Raw genomic sequence first — 21086 nt, 5'->3', positions numbered from 1 at the left:
GAATGCCGGGTGCCATGCTTCGACGATCCTGCGACAGGTCCGGCGCTGCGAACAGCGCCGCGACGATCCCCTCATTGATCATGCGCTCAAGCGTCTGGGGCGGGAACTGCCCCCGGGATCGACGCCAGCGCCAGCGAAGGGAAACATTACGATGTCGGCGATTGCGAGCGAGAGGCTTCCGGACACGGAACTGCTTGAGGCCGAGGGCCTGCGAATTCTGCGGCGCCTGGCCGAACCCGGGGCGTGCCTTGCAGTGGCGGACGGCATGGAGACAGCCGTGGTGGTGCGCGAAGGGGCCGACGGCAACACCGTGCGCACCGGCACCGTGAGCCGCGAGACCGCGGAGGCGATGGCCCTGCGCGATTGGATCATATCGCGTCAGGGCGGTCGGGTCGCGCGCTATCACATCACACAGGGCGGGCGGGTAACCCTCAAGACCCTTCTGGCCCGTGAAGAGGCACGCGCCCAGGCCGCCCGCGACGACGACCGTCCGCAGCGCCGGACCCGCAACGTACCGACCGAGAGCCCCTTGTCGATGCTGGCCCGGCGCCGGGACAAGGATGGCACGCTGTTCCTGACCCCGGAGATGGTGCGCGCCGGCGAGCGTCTGCGTGAGGAGTTCGAGCTTGCGTCCATGGGCGGTGTGCCAGAGGGCGGCTGGGAGGTTCTGCTCATGGGCCGCGCCGTGTCCGACACCGGCCAGCGCGGCGTGACCGGCGCGCTGGCGCGGCTGTCCGCGGCGCTGTCGGACTTGGGCCCGGGTCTGGGCGACGTGGTCCTGCGGGTGTGCTGTCAGCTCGAGGGGCTGGAAGTGGTGGAAAAGCGCATGGGCTGGGCCGCGCGGTCCGGCAAGATCGTGCTGCGGATCGGCCTCCAGCGGCTTGCCCGGCATTTCGAACTCTATGGCGGTCCGGGCGGCGGCCTGGTCGGCTGAGGGCGACTGCAGGGGCATCCGGCCAATGCCGAGTGCCCGCGCGGCCACCGGATCGGCGCGCCGCAAAAAACCGGGGGGGTAGCAACAGCGCGCGCCCCGGGACCCAGCGAACCGATCCGTCCGCGGCGCGCAAATCTGCCCGGTCTCCGATATTCGGCGCCAGTTCCCTGTCGTTCACATCTTGGTCGGACCCGCCGCCACGCTCATCGACGAAGCGTCCCAGGCCATCGCACGGGCGGGTCGGCAGACCACCTGTCCCCGGCGTCCAGCGCACCAGCACCATTCGCACGCGGCTCAGCGGTACGGGCGGCCGGACGCGCGATCCGTCGCTGGACGCCCAGCGGCCCTGCGGGGGTGCCACGGGCTTTTCACCGCACGGGGGTCTGGCACCGCCCGCATTCTGTTGCTAACCCGTCCCACGACGCGGTGAGCAAATCGAGCGATGCTGAATCAGGACAACCAACGTGCCCGGCGTGCCGCGCTCAGGAGCTACAGTCTGGCGCGGGACTCCGACGTCTCCGCGCTGCATGAGATCGTCGAACTGGCTGCCCGGATCTGCGACGTCTCCATGGGCTTTCTGTCGATCATAGAGGACGAGACCCAGGTTTTTCTGGTCCGCACCGGGATCGACCTGCCGGAGCTGCCGCTGTCTGAGTCGATTTGTGGGACGGTCCTGACCGGGGGCGGCATGGTCATCATTTCCGACCTCTCCGACGATGACAGGATCAGCCACCTGCGCGCCTATGACGCGTGCGGCGCCCGTTTCTATGCGTCTGTGCCGCTCACCACGCAGCAGGGCCGGATCTTCGGCACGCTCACCGTGCTCGACCGGACCCCCGGCACCCTGACGGACCTTCAGCAGGAGACGCTGGCGGTGCTGTCGCGGCAGGTGATGGCGCATTTCGACCTGCGCCGTACCATCCGCCGGGGCGAAGTCATGCGCCGTGAGGTCGATCACCGGGTCAAGAACTCGCTCCAGTCGGTGTCGTCGCTGACCCGTCTCCAGTCGCGCCGGGTGCAGAGCGCGGAGGCGCGCGACGCGCTCGAGGTGGTGAGCCGCCGGATCGACACCATCGCGGCCCTCAACTCGGAACTCTACCGAATCGGCATCGACCGGAAGGTGGGGCTCAAGACTTTTCTGGGGTCCGTGGTGGACCTGATCCGCGCATCGGGGCCGGAGACGGTCCACGTGAGTCTGGACATGGACGACGTGAACATCTCGGCCAGCCATGCAGGGAGTCTTGCAATTGTCGTGAACGAATTCGCAACGAACTCTTTCAAACATGCCTTTCCCGACGGCCAGACGGGCCGGGTGGACATCGTCGGCCGTCAGGAGCGCCCGGGCCATTTCCGCCTGATATGCCGCGACGACGGCGCGGGCCTGACCCGCGAAGAGCCGGGCGTGGGACTTGGTATGGCGATTATCGAGAGTGCGGCCGACAGCGTCGGCGGCGATATCACCTGGCGGACCGCTCCGCCCGGATATGCCTTGGAGATCGACTTCGGGATCTGAGGCCGGCAGCTTTCGGCAGAGACGTGGACAAGCCTGTGCGCACGACTTATCTCAGGCGTCAAAGGAGCTCCGTCCATGCCGCGCGATCTGAAGATCCCAGCCCAGCGCCATCCCGAAAAGGCCCACCGCGCGGAGACGCCGCGACTGAAAAAGCCCGACTGGATCCGGGTCAAGGCCCCGTCCGGACAGGGCTATTCGGAGACCCGCGCGATCATGCGGGCGCATAACCTGACCACGGTCTGCGAAGAGGCCGGCTGCCCCAATGTCGGCGAATGCTGGTCCCAGGGCCATGCCACCATGATGATCATGGGTGAGATCTGCACCCGCGGCTGCACCTTCTGCAATGTGGCCACCGGCCGACCCGATGCGCTCGACGTGTTCGAGCCGGGGCGCGTGGCCGACGCGGTGAAAAAGCTGGGCCTGTCGCATGTGGTCATCACCTCCGTCGATCGTGACGACGTGGCCGACGGCGGGGCCGAGCACATCGCCCAGACCATCCGGGCCACCCGCCGCCAGGCGCCGGGCACCACGATCGAGGTGCTGACCCCGGACTTCCTCAAATGCGCGCCCTCGTCCCTGGAAACCGTGGTCGCGGCGCGTCCCGATGTGTTCAACCACAACCTGGAAACCGTGCCGGGCCTTTACCCGGAGGTGCGGCCCGGCGCGCGCTACTTCCATTCCCTGCGGATCCTCCAGCGGGTCAAGGAGCTGAACCCGACCATGTTCACCAAATCCGGTATCATGGTCGGCCTGGGGGAGACCCGGCAGGCCGTCCATCAGGTCATGGACGACATGCGCGCGGCGGATGTGGATTTCATCACCATCGGCCAGTACCTGCAGCCGACCGCGCGCCACCACGCGGTCGATCGCTACGTCACGCCGGAGGAGTTCGCCGCTTATGAAAAGGCGGCCTGGGGCAAGGGGTTCTCGATGGTGTCGGCGACGCCGCTGACGCGCTCCAGTTACCATGCGGGCGACGATTTCGCCCGACTCAAGGCGGCGCGCGACGCGAAATTCGCCTGACGGGGCGCCATAGCCGTCCCGTTCGGACACTCTCCGCGGTCCTCGTGTACTTGACCCACGTGCGGCCTGAGCCATGACGCCGGACGTTCATTCGGCAACACAGGGACATGCCATGCCCACCCCCCGCGCCATCGCCTTCGACGTGATCGAGACCCTCTTTCCACTCGATCCGCTCCGCCGCCGCCTTGTGGACATCGGCCTGATGCAGAGCGATCTGGAACCGTTCTTCGCCAGCCTGCTGCGCGATGCCTTCGCGCTTGACACCTGCGGGCTCTACCGCCCGTTCAAGGAGATCGCCGGCTCGACCCTGGGGCAGATGGGCGTGCCCGCCGACCGGCATGCCACCTTGTTCGAGGGCTTCTCGGAGCTCGACGCCCATGACGACGTCCGCCCCGCCTTCGAGTCGGTGCGCGACGCTGGCCTGCCGATCGTCTGCCTGACCAACGGCGATCCCGATGTCACCGCGACGCTGGTTGCGCGCAACGGGCTGTCCGATCTGGTCAGCCGGGTCATTTCCATCGACGAGGTGCGCGTCTGGAAACCGCGTGCGGAGGTCTATCACCATGCCGCCGCCGCCGTGGATGTCGCACCCGCCGACCTGGCACTTGTCGCCTGTCACGCTTGGGATTGTCAGGGCGCGCTCTCTGCGGGCTGCCAGGCGGGCTACGTCGACCGGGGCAAGGCCTACGGCGCGGCGATGGCGCCGGTGCAGGCCATGGGCGACACGCTGCCGCAGGTGGTGGACGCGCTCCTGAGCCAGTGATGCCTCAGAGCGCGCGCGTCATCCGAACCGCGGGAAGGCGCGTGCCGCCGGGCAGGGTGACCGCCCCGGGACTGTCATCCGCGAAACCGAGCGCCGCGTAGAACGGGACGGCTGTCAGGGTCGAAAGGCATGTGAGACGGCGAAACCCGGCTTGCCGCGCCTCGTCGATGCAGCGGCCCACGATGATCCGCGCGAGCCCGCGGCGCAAGGCGGCGGGGTCGGTCACCACATGACGCACGTGCCCCTCGCCGGGGGTGATGGCGCCCGTGCCGGGGTGGTCCGTGCTCCATCCACCAGCGGACAGAAGGGTGCATTGCCCGCCGTGTCCCGCGCCGACCTCTGCCAAGAAATAGCGGCCGGATCCGACAAGTTCGGGCCGCGCGTCGGTCAGGTGGGGCAAGGCGGTGGCCAGGGTCTCGGCGTCGTAGTCGGGGGCGAGCAGCACCGGATAGCTTCGCCGCAGGAGGGCCGAAATCGCGTCCCGGTCGGACGGGTTCGCCACCCGGAGGGCGGGCGCGCCCGTCATTGCGCCCAGCCCGTCATTGCGCCCAGTCTGGCGACCGCTTGTCGAGGAAGGCCGCGATGCCCTCGTCCGTGTCGGCATCGAGCATGTTGCGCACCATCACCTGGCCGGTATGGTCATAGGCCCGCGACAGGTCCATCTCGGCCTGTTCGTAGAACGCGCGCTTGCCTACCCGCACGGCAGAGCCCAGCTTCGCCGCGACGGTCCGGGCGAGCGCCATGGTCTCTTCGGCCAGGGCATCCGCCGGCACCACGCGATTCACCAGCCCCAGGCCACGGGCCTCATCGGCGTCGATGAGTCGGCCCGTGGTCAGCATCTCGAACACCGCCTTGCGCGGCATGACCCGGGTCAGGGCGACCATGGGTGTCGAGCAGAAAAGACCGATATTCACGCCGTTCACGCCGAACCGTGTGCCTTCCGCCGCGATGGCCATGTCGCAGGACGCGACCAGCTGGCAGCCCGCAGCGGCGGCGACCCCGTGGACCTGTGCGATGACCGGCTGGGGCACCCGTGCGATTTCCTGCATGATCCCGCCGCAGCGGGTGAACAGGTCGAGCCAGGCCGCTGCCCCTCCGTCGGGATCGCCGCGATGGGCCTGCATTTCCTTGAGGTCGTGACCGGCGCAGAACGCCCGGCCCGTGCCGGACAAGACGACGACCCTGGTTTCGGAATCGTCGTGCAGATCGTCCAGCGCGCCGGCCAGTTCGGCCAGCATGGCATCCGACAGCGCGTTCAGCCGCTCCGGCATGTCCATGACCAGCCGCAGAACCGCGCCGTCCCTTTGTCGTGTGAGCATCCCGCGTCTCCCGTCCTGTCCGCCACCGATCCTAGCGCGGGCGGGCAACGCGGTCCAACGCCGCAATGCGCGTGACGGTCGCGGTTCCATCGGCCGGCCGGCCGGGCCATACTCTGCCGCGACATCGAAAAGGACATGGGCCATGACCGGAATGAGCATCGCGGATCTGCACGACTTCATGGCCGATGCGTTTCCGCAGGTCAGCGCGGATTTCACGGTCGAATCGGTGGAGGATGCCGCGCTGGTCGTGCGGCTGAATGTCGGCGACCGGCACCTGCGCCCCGGCGGCACCGTATCCGGACCGTCCATGTTCGCGCTGGCGGATGTGGCGGTGTACCTCGCGATCCTGTCGCGGCTGGGTCCGGTGGCGCTGGCGGTGACGACGAATTGCGCGATCGACTTCATGCGCAAGCCCGCCAACGGCGCGCCGCTGCGGGCCACGGCACGGCTGCTGAAACTCGGGCGGGTGCTGGCCGTGGGCGATGTGCTGATCCATTCCGAAGGCGTCGCCGCGCCGGTGGCCCGCGCGTCGCTGACCTATTCGATCCCGCCAACGGGGTGAGGGAGAAGAGGGGCGCTGCCCCTCGGCCCTGGCGGGCCTCACCCCGGGATATTGCTGGAAAGATGAAGGGGAGCGGCGTGCCGGAGATGCCCCGGCGGAGGGTCTGGGCCCCGCACGCGCAGCGCCGGGAGGCGTGCCGGGGATCCTGCCGGGAGAGCCCCCGACCACGTGACGCGCGGGCGTGGCCGCCTTTGCGACTCGTTGCCCGGAGCAAGAAGCGGCCGCCGCTCCGGTCGCGCGCCGCCGCGGGGCAAGGGCTGCACGTCCGCCGAAAGAGCGGCGCGTCAGGTCGTGCTGCGCATCACCATGCCATAGAGATCGCGGGGATCGTCAGGGTCGGCGAGAAGGTCGAGACTTTCGTACAGTGCGGACTCCTGCGCCTTCCGGCGGACGTAGCGCAGGGCCGAGAAATCCTCGACCGCGAAACCCACCGAGTCGAACAGGGTCACCTGGTCGGGGGAAATCCGCCCCTCAGCGGCGCCGGTCACGACCTGCCAGAATTCGGTCACGGGGTGGTCGGGGTCGAGCTGCTGGATCTCACCCTCGACCCGCGTCTGGGGCGCATACTCCACGAAGATCGAGGACCGGTTCAGGATGTCGCGGTGGAGTTCGGTCTTGCCGGGGCAGTCGCCGCCCACCGCGTTGAGATGCACGCCCGCGCCCAGCATGTTGTCCGTCAGGATCGTGGCATTCTGCTTGTCCGCGGTGCATGTGGTCACGATCTGCGCGCCAAGCATCGCCTCTTCGGCGCTGTCGCAGGCGGTCACGTCGAGCCCGGTGCCGGCAAGGTTGCGCACGACCTTGTCGGTCGCCGCCCGGTCGATGTCCCACAACCGCACCGCGCCGATGCCCGCCACCCCCTTCATGGCGAGCGCCTGGAATTCGGCCTGGGCGCCGTTGCCGATCATCGCCATGGTGCGCGCGCCCAGGGGGGCCAGCCACCTGGCCGCCATCGCGCTGGTGGCGGCGGTCCTGAGGGCGGTCAGCAGCGTCATCTCGCTCAGCAGCACCGGATAGCCGTTCGACACGTCGGCCAGAAGACCGAAGGCGGTGACGGTCTGGCGGCCCTCCTTCATGTTCTTGGGATGGCCGTTGACGTATTTGAAGCCGTAGGTCTCACCGTCCGAGGTCGGCATCAGTTCGATCACGCCGACATCGGAATGGGACGCCACGCGCGCCACCTTGTCGAAACTCTCCCAGCGGGCAAAATCTGCCTCGATCTCGGCGGCAAGGTCGGACAGCATCGCCTCCAACCCGATGTGATGGACCAGCCGCATCATCGTCTCGACCGACAGGAAGGGCACCAGCGCCAGCTGTCCGGGGGGCGTCATGGAAAGCTCCGGGTCGGACGGTCGAAGATCCGCTTACCCATGAGCGACGCGGTCAGATCCACCATCAGCCGCGCCGTTCGGCCGCGCTCGTCCAGGGCGGGGTTCAGCTCGACCAGGTCGAGAGAGGTCACCAGACCGGATTCGCTGAGCAGTTCCATGAGCAGATGCGCCTCTCTGAACGTGGCGCCGCCGGGAACGGTGGTCCCGACCGCGGGCGCGATGGAGGGGTCCAGGAAATCGACGTCGAGCGAGACGTGAAGCATCGGATCCTCTTCGGCCGCGACGCGGGCAAGGAACTCACGCAAGGGGCGTGCGATGCCGGCCTCGTCCACGTGACGCATGTCGTAGAGGGTGGCCGGGGTCCGGGAAAGGCGGTCTCGCTCTCCCGGGTCGACCGACCGCAGGCCGATCATCGCCAGCCGGTGCATCTCGACGGGGGCGACGAGGGGCGGAAAGCCGTCGAACCCGGGCTGGCCGGTCACATAGGCGACAGGCGTACCGTGGAGATTGCCCGATTCGGTCGTCAGAGGCGTATGAAAATCGGCGTGGGCGTCGAGCCAGAGCACGAAGAACGGACGGCCCTCATCCCGCGCCCGCGCTGCCATGCCGGACACGGATCCGAGCGCCAGCGCGTGGTCGCCGCCCATGAAGATGGGCAGGCCCAAGCTTCGGCGCGCGGCATGGGCCAGCGCCTCGGTCCAGGCGGCGACCTCGGCGGGGCGGACCAGATGCGCGGGTCCGGGCATATCGCGGCCGCAACCGGTGGCCGGGGCGAGGTTGCCGATATCCTCGACCTCATGACCCAGTTGCCCCAGGACCGTGGCCAGCCCAGCGACGCGGTAGGCGTCGGGACCCATGAGGCAACCGGGCCGGAGCTTGCCGCAATCCACCGGGGCGCCGATCAGGGTGATCCGTGTCATGTCCGTCCTCCGAATGCGCGTCGCTGACCCGCGGCCCCGTGGGTCGTTCAGGCTCGATCGCGACCTGCCATGCGCCCCGGACCGGCTCAGGCGCCCCGCCGCACCCGGACGGCTGCGATCCACACCAATGCGAGCGCCAGAGAGAGGATCGCGTTCCAGGATGCCATGGACAGACCCAGAAGCTGCCACGACACCTCATCGCACATCACGACCTTGTCGAGCGTATCGGTGGACAGCAGATCGCCCCCGCCCAGACCCGACAGGGACGATCCGCCAGAGCAGGAGGACGGACCCTCCCACCAGCCGCGCTCGACCCCGGTGTGGAACAGGCCGATACCGCTCGTGGTCAGGGTGGCGCCCGCCCCCAGAACCGCTACCCAGGCTGCGGGGACCGCCGAGCCGAGGGCGCCGAGGGCGATGGCGAAGAGGTGGGGCCAGCGCTGCCACAGGCACATCTTGCACGGCGCGTAGCCCAGAGCCTGGAAAGTATAGGCCCCGAGGATCAGGACGACGGAGCCGGTCGCGGCCAGCAGGATCAGGCCCCGGCGCGTCACAGGTACTTCACCGCCACGAAGCCGCCCACCAACGCCGCGCAGAACAGGGTGAACACCAGTCCGAGCCGTTTTTCGATGAACTCCTGGATCGGCGCGCCGAAGAGCCTCAGCAACCAGGCCACCAGGAAGAACCGCAGCCCGCGCGCCAGGATCGAGGCGACCAGGAACACCGGCAGCGACAGGCCCGCCGCCCCCGACAGGATGGTGATGACCTTGAACGGAAAGGGCGTGATGCCCGCCACCAGCACCGCCCAGGCGCCCCACTCGGCATACCGGAGGCGAAACTCGTCGAAATAATCGGTCTTGCCGTAGAATTCCAGGACCGGGCGGCCGACCTGCTCGAAGAGCCCGGCGCCGATCCAGTAGCCCGCAAGGCCCCCGGCGACCGATGACGCCGTGGCCACGGCGGCGATCAGCCAGGCCCGGCGCGGGGTGGCCAGGATCATCGGAATCATCAACACGTCCGGCGGGATCGGAAAGACCGACGATTCCACGAAAGCCACCAGGGCCAGCGCGACAAGCGCGTTGGGGTGGGCGGAAAGGGACAGGGTCCAGTCGTAGAGGCGGCGCAACATGGCCGCGAAGGAACACGGGCGGCGCATGCGGTCAAGGGAGTAGCGCCTGGCCATCGGTGGTATAAGCTGGCCATTCGTCTGGGGTAGCGGGGGTATCGGGACATGAAGTGGCGAGGACGGCGCAAAAGCAGCAACATCGAGGATCGCCGCCGCAGCGGCGGTCGCAGCGGCGGCATGGTTCTTGGCGGGGCCGGGGGCCTTGGCGTCCTGGCCATCGTGGTGATCGGCTGGATCTTCGGCATCGACCTCACCCCGCTCCTGCGCGACGTTGCAGTGCAGCAGGGCGGCAGCGGCGGCGGCGGTGAGGTCACCGCGGCGGACGAGGAGCGTGCCGAGTTCGTGGCCGTGACGCTGGCCGATACCGAAGAGGTCTGGGCGCGGCTCTTCGATGCGGAGGTCGGACGGCCCCACGATCCGGCCACGCTTGTGCTCTTCAAGGGCGTGACGCAGAGCCCGTGCGGCGGCGCCTCCGGTGCGACGGGGCCGTTCTACTGCCCGGGCGACGAGAAGATCTACCTCGACACGGATTTCTTCGTGACGCTCGACAGGCGGCTCGGCGCGGGGGGCGATTTCGCCGCCGCCTATGTCGTGGCCCACGAGGTCGCGCATCACGTCCAGGATGAGCTTGGCATCCTGGCGGACGCCAACGGCATCCGCGCAAGGGTGGGGGAGGTGGAGTCCAATGCGATCTCGGTGCGGATCGAATTGCAGGCCGACTGCCTGTCCGGCGTCTGGGCACAGGCTGCGCAGGAACAGTTCGGATCGCTGCAAAAGGGCGATGTCGCAGAGGCGATGGCTGCCGCCGCGGCGATCGGAGACGACAGGTTGCAGACGGGCGCGGGCCGCGCGCCGCGCCCCGACAGCTTCACCCACGGCACCTCCGACCAGCGCCAGCGCTGGTTCGCCACCGGCTACGACAGCGGCGGCATCCGCGACTGCGACACGTTCTCGGCCGAGCGGCTGTAGTCCTTCGCCCGACGAACGAGTGCGTGAGCCCGGCTCCTGCATGTGCTGCATTTCGGGCCAGCCAACGTTGGATCGGGGAGGTCGTGGCGAAACCGTTCGTCACTGCAACGGCGTTGAGACTTGTCGTGGGGACGATGGTATGGGCGGCATGCGCGATAACGCCGCCGGTTTCGTATCCGATGGGGGTGGTACGCGCACCACCGGAGATAACGTCGGCTCGGGCCGGCATTCAGACGGCCGGCGTGGGGATGCGCCGCACCGAAGACGGCTTCGGCGAAAGCTTCAGTTCACGGGGCTTCGATGGGCTGAGGTGCTGATGGCGAAAAGGTCGCGCCTGCCTGTCGTTTGACCGGCCGTTCCTGCAGTTTGAACATCCGCTGAGCCGCGCAATATGGCTGCCGGACCCGAATTTGTGTCATTGACACCGCTTCGGGCGTCGTTACCTGCCGGGCCATGGCAAGGACCTCGCAGATCACACTCGGCGGCGCGCCCGAAGGGTTCGACGCGGCACTCGTCCTGCGGGAGATCGCGCAGGCCGGGCATGTTCTCCATGTCGCGCGCGACGACAAGCGGCTGGCGGCGATGCAGGCGGCGCTGGAATTCTACGACCCCGGCCTGCCGGTCTTCACCTTTCCGGCCTGGGACTGCCTGCCCTATGACCGCGTCAGCCCGAACGCCGACATCTCGGCCCGGCGGATGGCGACCTTGGCCGCGCTGACCCACGCCATGCCCAAGCGGTTCGCGTTGTTGACAACTGTCAACGCCGCCACACAGAAGGTGCCGCCCCGCGATACGGTCGCGCAGGCGTCGTTCACGGCCCGCGTGGGATCGCGCGTGGATGAGCAGGGCCTGCGCCGGTTCCTGGTGCGAATGGGCTTCACGCAGGCGCCCACGGTGATGGAGCCGGGCGACTACGCCATCCGGGGCGGGATCATCGACGTCTGGCCGCCGGGACATGAGGGACCGGTGCGGCTGGATCTCTTCGGCGACACGCTGGACGGCGCGCGGCGCTTCGACGCGGCCACCCAGCGCACCACGGAAAAGCTGAAAGAGGTAGAGCTTGCCCCCGTGTCTGAGGTCATCCTGGACGACGACGCGATCACCCGGTTCCGCCAGTCCTACCGGATCGAGTTCGGCGCGGCGGGAACCGACGATCCGCTCTATGAGGCCGTAAGCGCGGGCAAGAAGCACGCGGGCTCAGAGCACTGGCTGGGGTTCTTCCATCAGCGGCTGGAGACGCTCTTCGACTACCTGCCGGACGCGGCCATCACGCTGGACGACCAGGTGACGCCCGCGCGGCTGGCCCGGTGGGAGACCATCGCCGACCAGTACGACAATCGCCAGGACGCCATGAAGAAGAAGGAGCGCGTGGACAGCGTCTACAAGCCCGCGCCGCCCGAGACGCTCTATCTTGACGATGCCGCGTGGGTGGCGGCCACGGACGGCCGGCGCACCGTGCAGTTCCATCCGCTGGCCCAGGCGACGGGCCCCGGAGTGGCGGATGCGGGGGGGCGGATCGGGCGCAACTTCTCGCCCGAGCGGCAGCAGGAAAGCGTCAGCCTCTTCGGCGCGCTGGCCGACCACATCACCGCCAAGCGCCGCGAGGGGCAGGTGATCGTCGCCTCCTATTCCGACGGCGCGCGCGAGCGGCTGGAGGGCCTGCTCGAGGACGAGGACATCGCCGGCGCCACCCGGATCCGGGATTTCCGCGACGTGCCCGACGGCAAGGGCGGGCTGTTCCTGACGGTCTGGGGCCTGGAGCACGGGTTCGAGGGACCGCACGAGGGCGGCCGCCTGGCGGTGATCTCGGAGCAGGACGTTCTGGGCGACCGGCTGGTGCGCAAGGGTCCCAAGCGGCGCCGGGCCGAGAACTTCCTGACCGAGGCGCAGTCGCTCAGCCCGGGCGATCTGGTCGTCCATGTCGATCACGGCATCGGACGGTTCCAGGGACTGGAGGTCGTGACCGCACTGGGCGCCGCCCATGAATGCGCGCTGCTGGAATATGCCGGCGGCGACAGGCTCTACCTGCCGGTCGAGAATATCGAGCTTCTGTCGCGCTACGGCCACGACGAAGGGTTGCTCGACAAGCTGGGCGGCGGGGCGTGGCAGGCCAAGAAGGCCAAGTTGAAGGAGCGTATCCGCGAGATCGCCGACCGGCTGATCCGCATCGCCGCCGAACGGCTGCTGAGGAAGGCCCCGATCCTGGAGCCCGAAAGCCACATCTGGGAGGATTTCTCGGCCCGGTTCCCCTACGAGGAGACAGAGGATCAGATGAAGGCCATCGAGGACGTGATGGCGGATCTGGCCTCCGGTACGCCGATGGACCGGCTGATCGTCGGCGACGTGGGGTTCGGCAAGACCGAAGTCGCCATGCGCGCGGCGTTCATCGCCGCCATGTCGGGCGTTCAGGTGGCGGTGATCGCGCCCACCACGCTGCTGGCCCGCCAGCACTACAAGAGTTTTAGCGACCGCTTTCGCGGCTTTCCGGTGGAGGTCCGGCAACTGTCGCGCTTCGTGTCGGACAAGGACGCGAAGCTGGCGCGCCAGCGGCTGGCCGACGGGACCTGCGACATCGTCATCGGCACCCATGCGCTGCTGGCGAAATCGGTGAAGTTTCGCAACCTCGGCCTTCTGGTGATCGACGAGGAGCAGCATTTCGGCGTCAACCACAAGGAGCGGCTGAAATCGCTCCGGACCGATGTCCACGTGCTCACCCTGACCGCGACTCCGATCCCGCGCACGCTTCAACTATCGCTCACAGGTGTCCGGGATCTTTCGATAATCGGCACGCCGCCAATTGATCGTCTGGCGATCCGCACCTACGTGTCGGAGTTCGACGCCATCACCGTGCGCGAGGCGCTGCTGCGCGAACACTACCGTGGCGGCCAGTCCTTCGTCGTGGTGCCGCGGATCAAGGACATCCCGGAGCTTGAGACCTTCCTGAAAGAGGAGGTTCCAGAGATCACCCATGTCACCGCCACCGGGCAGATGGCGGCCGGTGAGCTCGACGACCGTATGAACGCGTTCTATGACGGCAAGTACGACGTGCTGCTGGCCACGACCATCGTGGAATCCGGCCTCGACATCCCCACCGCCAACACGATGATCGTCTGGCGCGCCGACATGTTCGGGCTGGCCCAGCTCTACCAGATCCGGGGCAGGGTGGGCCGTGCCAAGACCCGCGCCTATGCGTATCTCACCACGAAACCCCGCGCCAAGCTGACGCCCACGGCCGAAAAGCGGCTGCGGGTGCTGGGCTCTCTCGACAGTCTTGGCGCCGGGTTCAACCTGGCCGCGCAGGATCTCGACATCCGCGGCGCGGGCAACCTGGTGGGAGAGGAGCAGTCAGGCCAGATCCGAGAGGTCGGGTACGAGTTGTACCAGTCGATGCTGGAAGAGACGATCGCACGGCTCAAGGCGGGCGAGCTGGAGGGGATCGACGGGCTGGGCGACGCGGGCGAGTGGAGCCCGCAGATAAACCTGGGCGTCGCCGTCCTGATCCCGGAGGAATACGTGCCGGACCTGGACGTGCGTCTGGGACTCTACCGCCGCCTCACCGATCTGACCACCAAGGTAGAGCTGGAGGGCTTCGCCGCGGAGCTGATCGACCGCTTCGGCCCGCTGCCGAAGGAGGTGAACACGCTGCTTCTGGTGGTCCGCATCAAGGCGGAGTGCAAGCGCGCCGGTATCGCGCGGCTAGATGCCGGACCCAAGGGCGTGACGGTGCAGTTCCATGAGGACAAGTACGCCTCTCCCAAGGGGCTGGTCGAGTTCATCGAGGCGCAGAACGGTCAGGCGAAGGTCAAGGACAACAAGATCGTCGTGCGACGCGACTGGACCAGGGACGCCGACAAGATCCGCGGCGCCTTCGCCATCGCGCAGGATCTGGCGCGTCCGTTGCGGGACGGCTCCGGGGCGAACGCGGACGGATCCACGTCGCCACGGGCCTGAGGGCAGGGGCCCCTGCCGGGCGGATCGGCTGCCGGCCGGGACGGACGGCCCAAGCGCGGCGCGACGGTCCCGTGGCCATGCGCCCGGAGCGCACCGCGCCGGATCACATGGGCGTGCGGACCTGCGCGCAAAGGTGCCGGGCGCGGTCCTAGAACTCGACCTCGATGGCGACGCCCTTCGCCTTGGCCAGGTCGACGATGGCGGCTGCCACGGCAAGGTCCTGGAGCCCGACGCCGGTGCCGTCGAAAAGGGTGATCTCACCGTCGGACCTGCGGCCCGGATGGGTGCCGTTGATGACCGCGCCGATCTGGTGGATGCCGGCCTTGTCGATCAGCCCTTCGGCGATGGCGTGCTGGGCCTCTCCGATAGAGACCGACTGCGCCACCTCGTCGGCAAAGACGGTGGCGCGGGCGAGAAGCTGCGCCTCGACCTCCTGCTTTCCTTTCGTGTCGGTGCCCATGCAGGCGACATGGGTGCCTGGCGCGACGTGATCGGCCATGAGCGACGGCGCGAAGGCCGAGGTGATCGAGACGATGACATCGGCCTCACGCATCCCGTCAAGCTCGACGGCCTGAAAGGGAACTCCGACCTCGTCGCAGATCTTTGCCAGGTTGGGCAGCATCTCGGGATGGTAGTTCCAGGCGATCACCCGCTCGAATTCGCGCTGCTCCAGGGCCGCGCGCAACTGAAACGACGCCTGGTGCCCCGCGCCGATCATGCCCAGCACCTTGGCGTCCCCGCGCGCCAGATGCCGGATCGAAACCGAAGAGGCCGCGGCGGTGCGCAGGGCGGTCAGGTAATTGCCGCCGACCATGGCCGCGACCCTGCCGGTATCGGGATCGAACAGGAACACGGTGGACTGATGGTTGATGATCTGCCGCCGTTCCATGTTGTTGGGCCAGAACCCGCCCGCCTTGAGGCCCAGAACCTGGCCCTTGGCGTCGAACCCGCCCTTGAAGCCGTAGAGCGCATCCTCATGATCGATCGCCTCGCGTACGACCGGGAAGTTGTAGGCGTCGCCCGCGGCCATCGCGGCGAAGACCTTCTCGACGGCGTCGAAGGACGCCCCGCGCGTCAGCAGGTCGGGAATTTCGCGTTCTGGCACGATCAGCATGGGCTCTCCGATTCATGGGACATCATGCGTCCGCGCGCATACCCGCCGGGACGGGCCGCCGCGCGCGGACGGCGGGACCGGCGTCCTGCCGGTCCCTGGAACGCGAAGGCCTCAGTAGGCCTTGCCGCGGGCCGATACGGGCCACAGCGTCTCGACCTTGCCGCCGCGCACGCCGACATACCAATCGTGAACGTTGCAGGTGGGATCGCAGTGGCCCGGCACCAGGCGAAGCTTGTCGTTGATCTTCAGCACGCCCTCGGGGTCCATGACGACGCCGTGCTCGTCCGAGCACTTGACGTATTCCACGTCATCGCGCCCGTAGATGGTGGGCAGGCCGCTATCGACCGACTGCGCCTTCAGCCCCGCGTCCACGATGGCCTTGTCGGCCTTCGCGTGGCTCATGACACTGGTCAGGATGAACAGCGCGTTCTCCCATTCGCCATCGTCGATCCGGTTGCCATCCTCATCGAGGATGCGGCCGTAATCGGCATCCATGAACGCGTAGCTGCCGCACTGAAGCTCGTTGAAGACGCCCGAGGCGCTCTCGAAATAATAGCTGCCGGTGCCGCCGCCGCCGACGATATCGCAGGTCAGCCCTTCGTCCTTCAGCGCGGCCACGGCCTCGGTGACCATGTCGATGGCGATCTGGGTCTTGGCCTTGCGCTCGTCGTAGCTGTCGAGGTGCTGCATCGCGCCCTGATAGGCCTGGAGCCCGGCGAATTTCAGCCCTTCGGCGGCGTCGATGGCCCGGGCCAGTTCCACCACCTTTTCCGTGGTGGTCACGCCGCAGCGGCCCGCGCCGCAGTCGATCTCGACCAGGCATTCGATCTGGGTTCCGGCCTCGACGGCGCCCTTCGATAGGTCCGACACATTGTCCAGATCATCGACGCAGCAGATCGTCCGCGCGCCGAGGTTCGGCAGATTCGCCAGACGCGCGATCTTGCGCGGTTGCGTGACCTGGTTGGACACGAGGATGTCGGTTATACCGCCGCGCGCGAAGACTTCCGCCTCGCTGACCTTCTGGCAGCAGACGCCGCAGGCGCCGCCCAGTTCCTGCTGGAGCTTCTGCACATCCACGGATTTGTGCATCTTGCCGTGGCTGCGGTGGCGCATCCCCGCCGACTTGGCGAATTCGCCCATCTTCTTGACGTTGCGCTCGAGCGCGTCGAGGTCGAGGATCAGGGCAGGGGTCGCGATGTCGGCCTCATCCATGCCGGGGACGGCGGGAACATCGTAGCCGACGTCGAGATCGTCGTAATTGAGGTCTTTCATGGGCTTGGCTCCTAGGTCTGCATCCAGGGCAGTTTGTCGAGATCGACATTGCCCCCGGTGATGACGACGCCGACGCGCTTGCCCGCGAAGGCGTCCGGGTTCTTGAGGATCACGGCCAGCGGCACCGCGCAGCTGGGCTCGATCACGATGCGCAGATGCTTCCACGACAGTTTCATCGCGTCGATGATTTCCTGCTCGGAGGCCGTGTAGATCTCGCTCACATGATTCGACACGAAGTGCCAGGTCAGCTCCTTTAACGGCACCAGCAGGCCGTCGGCGATGGTCTTGGGCGCGTCATCGGCGATGATGTGTCCTGCCTTGAAGCTGCGATAGGCATCGTCGGCCTGCTCGGGCTCGGCCGCGATCACCTTCGTTTCGGGGGCCAGCGTCGACAGCGTCAGGCAGGTACCCGAGATCATGCCGCCGCCGCCGATGGGGGCCACCACCATGTCGAGCCCGTCGGTCTGCTCCATGAACTCCCTGGAACACGTCCCCTGTCCCGCGATTACGCGCGGGTCGTTATAGGGATGTACGAAATCGCCGCCTGTCTCTGCCTGCACCTTGGCGAACGCTGCCTCGCGCGAGGAGGTGGAGGGATCGCATTCGGTGATCCTGCCGCCATAGCGGGCGACCGTGTCCTTCTTGGCCTGCGGTGCGGTGCGCGGCATGACGACATTGCAGGGGATGCCGCGCCGCATGGCGGCGAAACTGAGGCATGAGGCGTGATTGCCGGACGAATGGGTGGCCACGCCTTTGCGCGCCTGTTCATCGTCCAGTCCGAAAACGGCGTTGGCGGCTCCGCGCACCTTGAAGGCACCGGGTTCCTGAAAGTTCTCGCACTTGAAATACAGATCGCATCCCGCAAGATCGTTTAGGTAGTCGGAGGTGCGGACCGGCGTGCGCCGGATATGCGGCTTGATCCGCTCATGCGCGGCCAGCATGTCCTCATAGCTCGGGATTCGCATGTCGCCCCCGTCCATCACGCGGCCGCCTTCCGGGCAGTGTTGCCGTGGCGGTAGTGTTCCTGAGCCGCCGCGACGCCGGACCCCAGCGTGATGTCGAGGCCAAGATCGACCATCGCCATTTCGGCTACCCCTAGCCCGGACAGCATCATCGCGTCGGTCAGCATCCCCAGGTGACCGATGCGGAACACCTTGCCAGCGACCTCTCCCAGACCCACGCCGAAGGCCATGCCGTAGTCACGCGCGGCCAGGGTGACGATGTCGGTGGCGTTGAACCCTTCCGGTGTCCGGATGGCCGACACGCTGTCGGAATAGAGTTCCGGGGAGGCGGCGCAAAGTTCCAGCCCCCAGGCGCCGACGGCCCGGCGGACCCCTTCCGCGATGCGGTGGTGGCGGGCGAAGACGTTCTCCAGCCCCTCGTCCAGCAGCATGTCCAGCGACAGGCGCAGACCGTTCATCAGTCCCACGGGCGGGGTGTAGGGAAAGGCATCGCTGTCATAGCCCTTCTGCATGTCCTTCACGTCGAAGAACGTGCGGGGCAGGGCGGCCGTCGCGGTCGCCTCCATCGCCTTGTCCGAAAAGCCGGCGATCGCGAGGCCCGCGGGCAGCATGAAACCCTTCTGGCTGCCCGTGACTGCGACATCAACGCCCCAGTCGTCGAACCGGAAATCCATCGACCCGATGGACGACACGCCGTCCACCAGCAGCAGGGCAGGGTGGCCGGCGGCATCCAGCGCCCGGCGGACGGCGGCGATGTCGGATTTGACGCCCGTCGCGGTCTCGTTATGGGTGGCAAGGACCGCCTTGATGCCATGGCCGGTATCCGCGGTCAGGATCTCCTCGTACCTGTCCGCGGGCACGCCATGACCCCAGGGTGTTTCGACCACGTCGACGTCCAGCTTGTGACGCTGGCACATGTCGATCCAGCGGTGGCTGAACATGCCGTTGCGTGCCGCCAGAACTCTGTCGCCGGGCGACAGGGTGTTGGTCAGCGCCGTCTCCCAGCCGCCGGTGCCCGTCGCGGGAAAGATGAACACATGCGCCGCGTCGGACTTCAGCACCTTGCGCACGCCGTCCAGGCAAGGGTGCAGAATGCCACCGAACAGCGGCGAGCGATGGTCGATGGTCGGCATGTCACAGGCCTTGCGGATCGCCTCGGGCATGTTGGTCGGGCCGGGAATGAAAACCGGGTTCTGGAAGCTCATGGCGGCGTCTCCTCCTGTCGGTCCTGACAGATCTAAAGGAGACACCTTCCGATTGATATTTTTTCGGATCGCGCATCGATCCGGCCCGGGCGTTGAAATCTTCCCCGTTTTCAGATAATTGAGTTTTTCAAGTCGTGAAAGCATATTTCAGTGTTATCCGAAGGATTGTCTTGGGGATGGCGGGTAATGACGCGGTGTCCGGCCGCAGGTCGCGCGGACGGCCCCGCAGCTGGGACGACAAGAGCGCGCAGAACGTCATAAAGTCGCTCGACCGGGCGATGGAGGTGTTCGCCTATCTGGGGCAGAGCGGGGGAGTGACGCTGACGGAACTGGCGCACGATCTCGACCAGGCACCCGCAACGATCTACCGCATCCTGGTCACCCTGGAACGTCACGATCTGGTGGAATTCGATGCCCAGGATCAGGACTGGCATATCGGATCGAACGCCTTCCTGATCGGTTCGCGTTTTCTGCGTCGCACCAGCCTTGTGGATCGTGCGCGTCCGATCATGCGGACCCTGATGGAGCGGACCGGTGAAACCGCGAACCTGGGGGTAGAGCGCGCGGGGCAGGTGCTGTTCGTCAGCCAGGTGGAGACGCACGCCAACATCCGCGCGTTCTTTCCCCCCGGAACGCTGTCGCGGTTCCATGCCTCGGGGATCGGCAAGGTGTTGCTGGCATGGATGCCGGAGGACCGGCGCCGGGCGCTGATCGAAGGTGCGCCACTGGAACGGTTCACACCGCATACCATCGTCCGGACCGACATGCTGATACGGGATCTGCAAGCGGCGCGGGAGCGTGGCTATGCCATCGACGCGGAAGAGCGCACCCTGGGGATGCGTTGCATCGCGGCCCCCGTTTTCGACGTCCACGGAGAGGTCCGGGCCGGGCTGTCGGTGTCTGGCCCGACTTCGCGGATCGACGCTGCGGCGATAGCGGGTCTGGGCCGGGCGGTAACGGATGCCGCCGCCGCCCTGACGGCGGCGCTGGGTGGCGCGTCTATTCCGCCACCGCCCTGAACGCCGCCGGGGCCGCCGGTGCGCCCGCCGAGCGCAACGCCATGTGGCGGTTCACGTCTTTGTAGAGCAGATAGCGGAACGGCCCGGGCCCGCCCGCGTAGCACGCCTGCGGACAGAAGGCGCGCAGCCACATGTAATCCCCCGCCTCGACCTCGACCCAGTCGTTGTTGAGCCGATAGACGGCCTTGCCCTCCAGCACGTAGAGACCGTGTTCCATCACATGGGTCTCCAGAAAGGGGATCACGCCCCCGGGCTGAAACGTGACGATGGTCACATGCATGTCATGGCGCAGGTCGGCGGGATCGACGAACCGTGTCGTGGCCCAGGCCCCGTTCGTGCCCGGCATGACCGTGGGCGCGATGTCGCGTTCGTTGGCGACGATGGGACCGGGCGCGTCCAGCCCCTCCACCTGCTGATACGCCTTGCGGATCCAGTGGAACCGCAGCGTTTCGCCACCGGGGTTGTGCAGCGTCCAGCCGCTTCCGGGTGGCAGGTAGGCGTATCCACCGGGCGTCAGATCGTGCGGCGCGCCGCTGAGCGTCAGCCGCGCCATGCCTTGCACGACGAACAGGACACCTTCCGCGCCATGGTCGGTGTCGGGCCTGTTCGACCCGCCGCCGGGCGCGACTTCCATGATGTATTGCGAGAACGTCTCTGCAAATCCAGACAGCGGCCGCGACAGGACCCAGAGCCGCGTGCCCTCCCAGAACGGCAGGGAGGAGGTCACGATATCGCGCATCGTGCCCTTGGGGATCACGGCATAGGCCTCGGTGAAGATCGCGCGGTCGGTCAGAAGCTGCGTCTGCGGCGGATGCCCTCCGGTCGGGGCGTAGTAATCGGCAGGCATCTCGGGATCTCCAGAAAACCAAGGCGTTGCGTTCTGCATCATCATGACGCTGCGTGGCCGCCGGACAAGCGGACGCGACAAGACAGCACCTTCCGCATTTTCCATACAACACCACCGCCAGCGTCTGCGGCGGTCCACGGGTCCGATACGACCGCACCGTGCGAAAGCCGGAGGCCAGAAGCCGCCAAACGCCAGCTCCCCATCATGTTCGAAGAACGCTTCCCGATCGCGTGAGAAAATGCGCCAGGGCAGAAAC

At 67.4% G+C, this 21086-nt stretch carries 19 protein-coding genes; 8 read left to right on the top strand and 11 right to left on the bottom strand.

The window, feature by feature from the left end:
• Positions 1-151: 151 nt before the first annotated feature.
• The 4 genes from KW83_RS11745 to KW83_RS11730 all read left to right on the top strand — a co-directional run bounded on the left by KW83_RS11745 (position 152) and on the right by KW83_RS11730 (position 4233).
• Positions 152-934, top strand: a complete 783-nt coding sequence (locus tag KW83_RS11745) for a DUF6456 domain-containing protein (RefSeq protein WP_327203967.1) — start codon at positions 152-154, stop codon at positions 932-934.
• Between the two features lie 442 nt (positions 935-1376).
• Entirely contained in the window at positions 1377-2447 is a 1071-nt protein-coding gene (locus KW83_RS11740; RefSeq protein ID WP_036178832.1) for a sensor histidine kinase, read from the top strand.
• A 75-nt stretch (positions 2448-2522) separates the two neighbouring features.
• On the top strand, positions 2523-3470 hold the full coding sequence (gene lipA / locus KW83_RS11735; RefSeq protein WP_036178831.1) for a lipoyl synthase: 948 nt from the start codon (positions 2523-2525) through the stop codon (positions 3468-3470).
• 112 nt (positions 3471-3582) lie between these two features.
• The gene (locus KW83_RS11730; protein ID WP_036178828.1) at positions 3583-4233 is read left to right on the top strand and encodes an HAD-IA family hydrolase; all 651 of its coding nucleotides are present in this window, start codon (positions 3583-3585) and stop codon (positions 4231-4233) included.
• Positions 4234-4237: 4 nt separating this feature from the next.
• Here KW83_RS11730 and KW83_RS11725 read toward each other — a convergent pair whose 3' ends face one another.
• Both KW83_RS11725 and KW83_RS11720 read right to left on the bottom strand, forming a co-directional pair.
• Positions 4238-4759 carry a GNAT family N-acetyltransferase gene (locus KW83_RS11725; protein ID WP_036178826.1) on the bottom strand — a complete coding sequence of 174 codons (522 nt, stop codon included), beginning with the start codon at positions 4757-4759 and terminating at the stop codon, positions 4238-4240.
• 13 nt (positions 4760-4772) lie between these two features.
• Positions 4773-5552, bottom strand: a complete 780-nt coding sequence (locus tag KW83_RS11720) for an enoyl-CoA hydratase (protein WP_036178824.1) — start codon at positions 5550-5552, stop codon at positions 4773-4775.
• A gap of 142 nt (positions 5553-5694) precedes the next feature.
• Here KW83_RS11720 and KW83_RS11715 point away from each other — a divergent pair, with 142 nt between their 5' ends.
• Positions 5695-6114 carry a PaaI family thioesterase gene (locus KW83_RS11715; RefSeq protein ID WP_036178823.1) on the top strand — a complete coding sequence of 140 codons (420 nt, stop codon included), beginning with the start codon at positions 5695-5697 and terminating at the stop codon, positions 6112-6114.
• A gap of 284 nt (positions 6115-6398) precedes the next feature.
• On the opposite strand, the gene KW83_RS11710 is transcribed toward KW83_RS11715, so the two are convergent.
• The 4 genes from KW83_RS11710 to KW83_RS11695 all read right to left on the bottom strand — a co-directional run bounded on the left by KW83_RS11710 (position 6399) and on the right by KW83_RS11695 (position 9494).
• Entirely contained in the window at positions 6399-7445 is a 1047-nt protein-coding gene (locus KW83_RS11710; RefSeq protein WP_036178821.1) for an ornithine cyclodeaminase, read from the bottom strand.
• A complete protein-coding gene (gene rocF, locus KW83_RS11705) occupies positions 7442-8365 on the bottom strand; it encodes an arginase (RefSeq protein WP_036178819.1) in 924 nt (307 codons plus the stop codon). The genes KW83_RS11710 and rocF overlap by 4 nt, the downstream gene beginning before the upstream one ends.
• Before the next feature lie 86 nt (positions 8366-8451).
• Positions 8452-8919, bottom strand: coding sequence for a disulfide bond formation protein B (locus KW83_RS11700; RefSeq protein WP_036178816.1), 468 nt, complete (start codon positions 8917-8919; stop codon positions 8452-8454).
• On the bottom strand, positions 8916-9494 hold the full coding sequence (locus KW83_RS11695; RefSeq protein WP_036179012.1) for a YqaA family protein: 579 nt from the start codon (positions 9492-9494) through the stop codon (positions 8916-8918). Before KW83_RS11695 ends, KW83_RS11700 begins: the two co-directional genes overlap by 4 nt.
• A 102-nt stretch (positions 9495-9596) precedes the next feature.
• Here KW83_RS11695 and ypfJ point away from each other — a divergent pair, with 102 nt between their 5' ends.
• Both ypfJ and mfd read left to right on the top strand, forming a co-directional pair.
• Positions 9597-10460 (top strand): KPN_02809 family neutral zinc metallopeptidase, encoded by an 864-nt coding sequence (ypfJ, locus tag KW83_RS11690; RefSeq protein ID WP_036178814.1) that lies wholly within the window; start codon positions 9597-9599, stop codon positions 10458-10460.
• A 453-nt stretch (positions 10461-10913) separates the two neighbouring features.
• Positions 10914-14411: a transcription-repair coupling factor gene (gene mfd, locus KW83_RS11685; protein WP_051928464.1), complete on the top strand. Its 3498-nt coding sequence runs from the start codon at positions 10914-10916 to the stop codon at positions 14409-14411.
• A 148-nt stretch (positions 14412-14559) separates the two neighbouring features.
• On the opposite strand, the gene bhcD is transcribed toward mfd, so the two are convergent.
• From bhcD to bhcA, 4 genes are all read right to left on the bottom strand, one after another.
• On the bottom strand, positions 14560-15525 hold the full coding sequence (bhcD, locus tag KW83_RS11680) for an iminosuccinate reductase BhcD (protein ID WP_036178811.1): 966 nt from the start codon (positions 15523-15525) through the stop codon (positions 14560-14562).
• Between the two features lie 111 nt (positions 15526-15636).
• Positions 15637-16797 (bottom strand): 3-hydroxy-D-aspartate aldolase BhcC, encoded by a 1161-nt coding sequence (bhcC, locus tag KW83_RS11675; protein WP_036178808.1) that lies wholly within the window; start codon positions 16795-16797, stop codon positions 15637-15639.
• An 11-nt stretch (positions 16798-16808) separates the two neighbouring features.
• Entirely contained in the window at positions 16809-17762 is a 954-nt protein-coding gene (gene bhcB / locus KW83_RS11670; protein ID WP_200879679.1) for a beta-hydroxyaspartate dehydratase BhcB, read from the bottom strand.
• A gap of 14 nt (positions 17763-17776) precedes the next feature.
• A complete protein-coding gene (bhcA, locus tag KW83_RS11665) occupies positions 17777-18964 on the bottom strand; it encodes an L-aspartate--glyoxylate aminotransferase BhcA (protein WP_036178803.1) in 1188 nt (395 codons plus the stop codon).
• A 176-nt stretch (positions 18965-19140) separates the two neighbouring features.
• Here bhcA and bhcR point away from each other — a divergent pair, with 176 nt between their 5' ends.
• On the top strand, positions 19141-19983 hold the full coding sequence (bhcR, locus tag KW83_RS11660) for an HTH-type transcriptional regulator BhcR (RefSeq protein WP_036178801.1): 843 nt from the start codon (positions 19141-19143) through the stop codon (positions 19981-19983).
• On the opposite strand, the gene KW83_RS11655 is transcribed toward bhcR, so the two are convergent.
• A complete protein-coding gene (locus KW83_RS11655) occupies positions 19964-20830 on the bottom strand; it encodes a bifunctional allantoicase/(S)-ureidoglycine aminohydrolase (RefSeq protein ID WP_036178798.1) in 867 nt (288 codons plus the stop codon). The genes bhcR and KW83_RS11655 overlap by 20 nt on opposite strands.
• Between the last annotated feature and the right edge of the window lie 256 nt (positions 20831-21086).

Origin of the sequence: Palleronia rufa (genome assembly GCF_000743715.1) — a bacterium.
Taxonomy (GTDB): Bacteria; Pseudomonadota; Alphaproteobacteria; order Rhodobacterales; family Rhodobacteraceae; genus Palleronia; species Palleronia rufa.
Note: the sequence above shows the minus strand (reverse complement) of the source record. Positions and strands in the feature narration are given on the sequence as shown.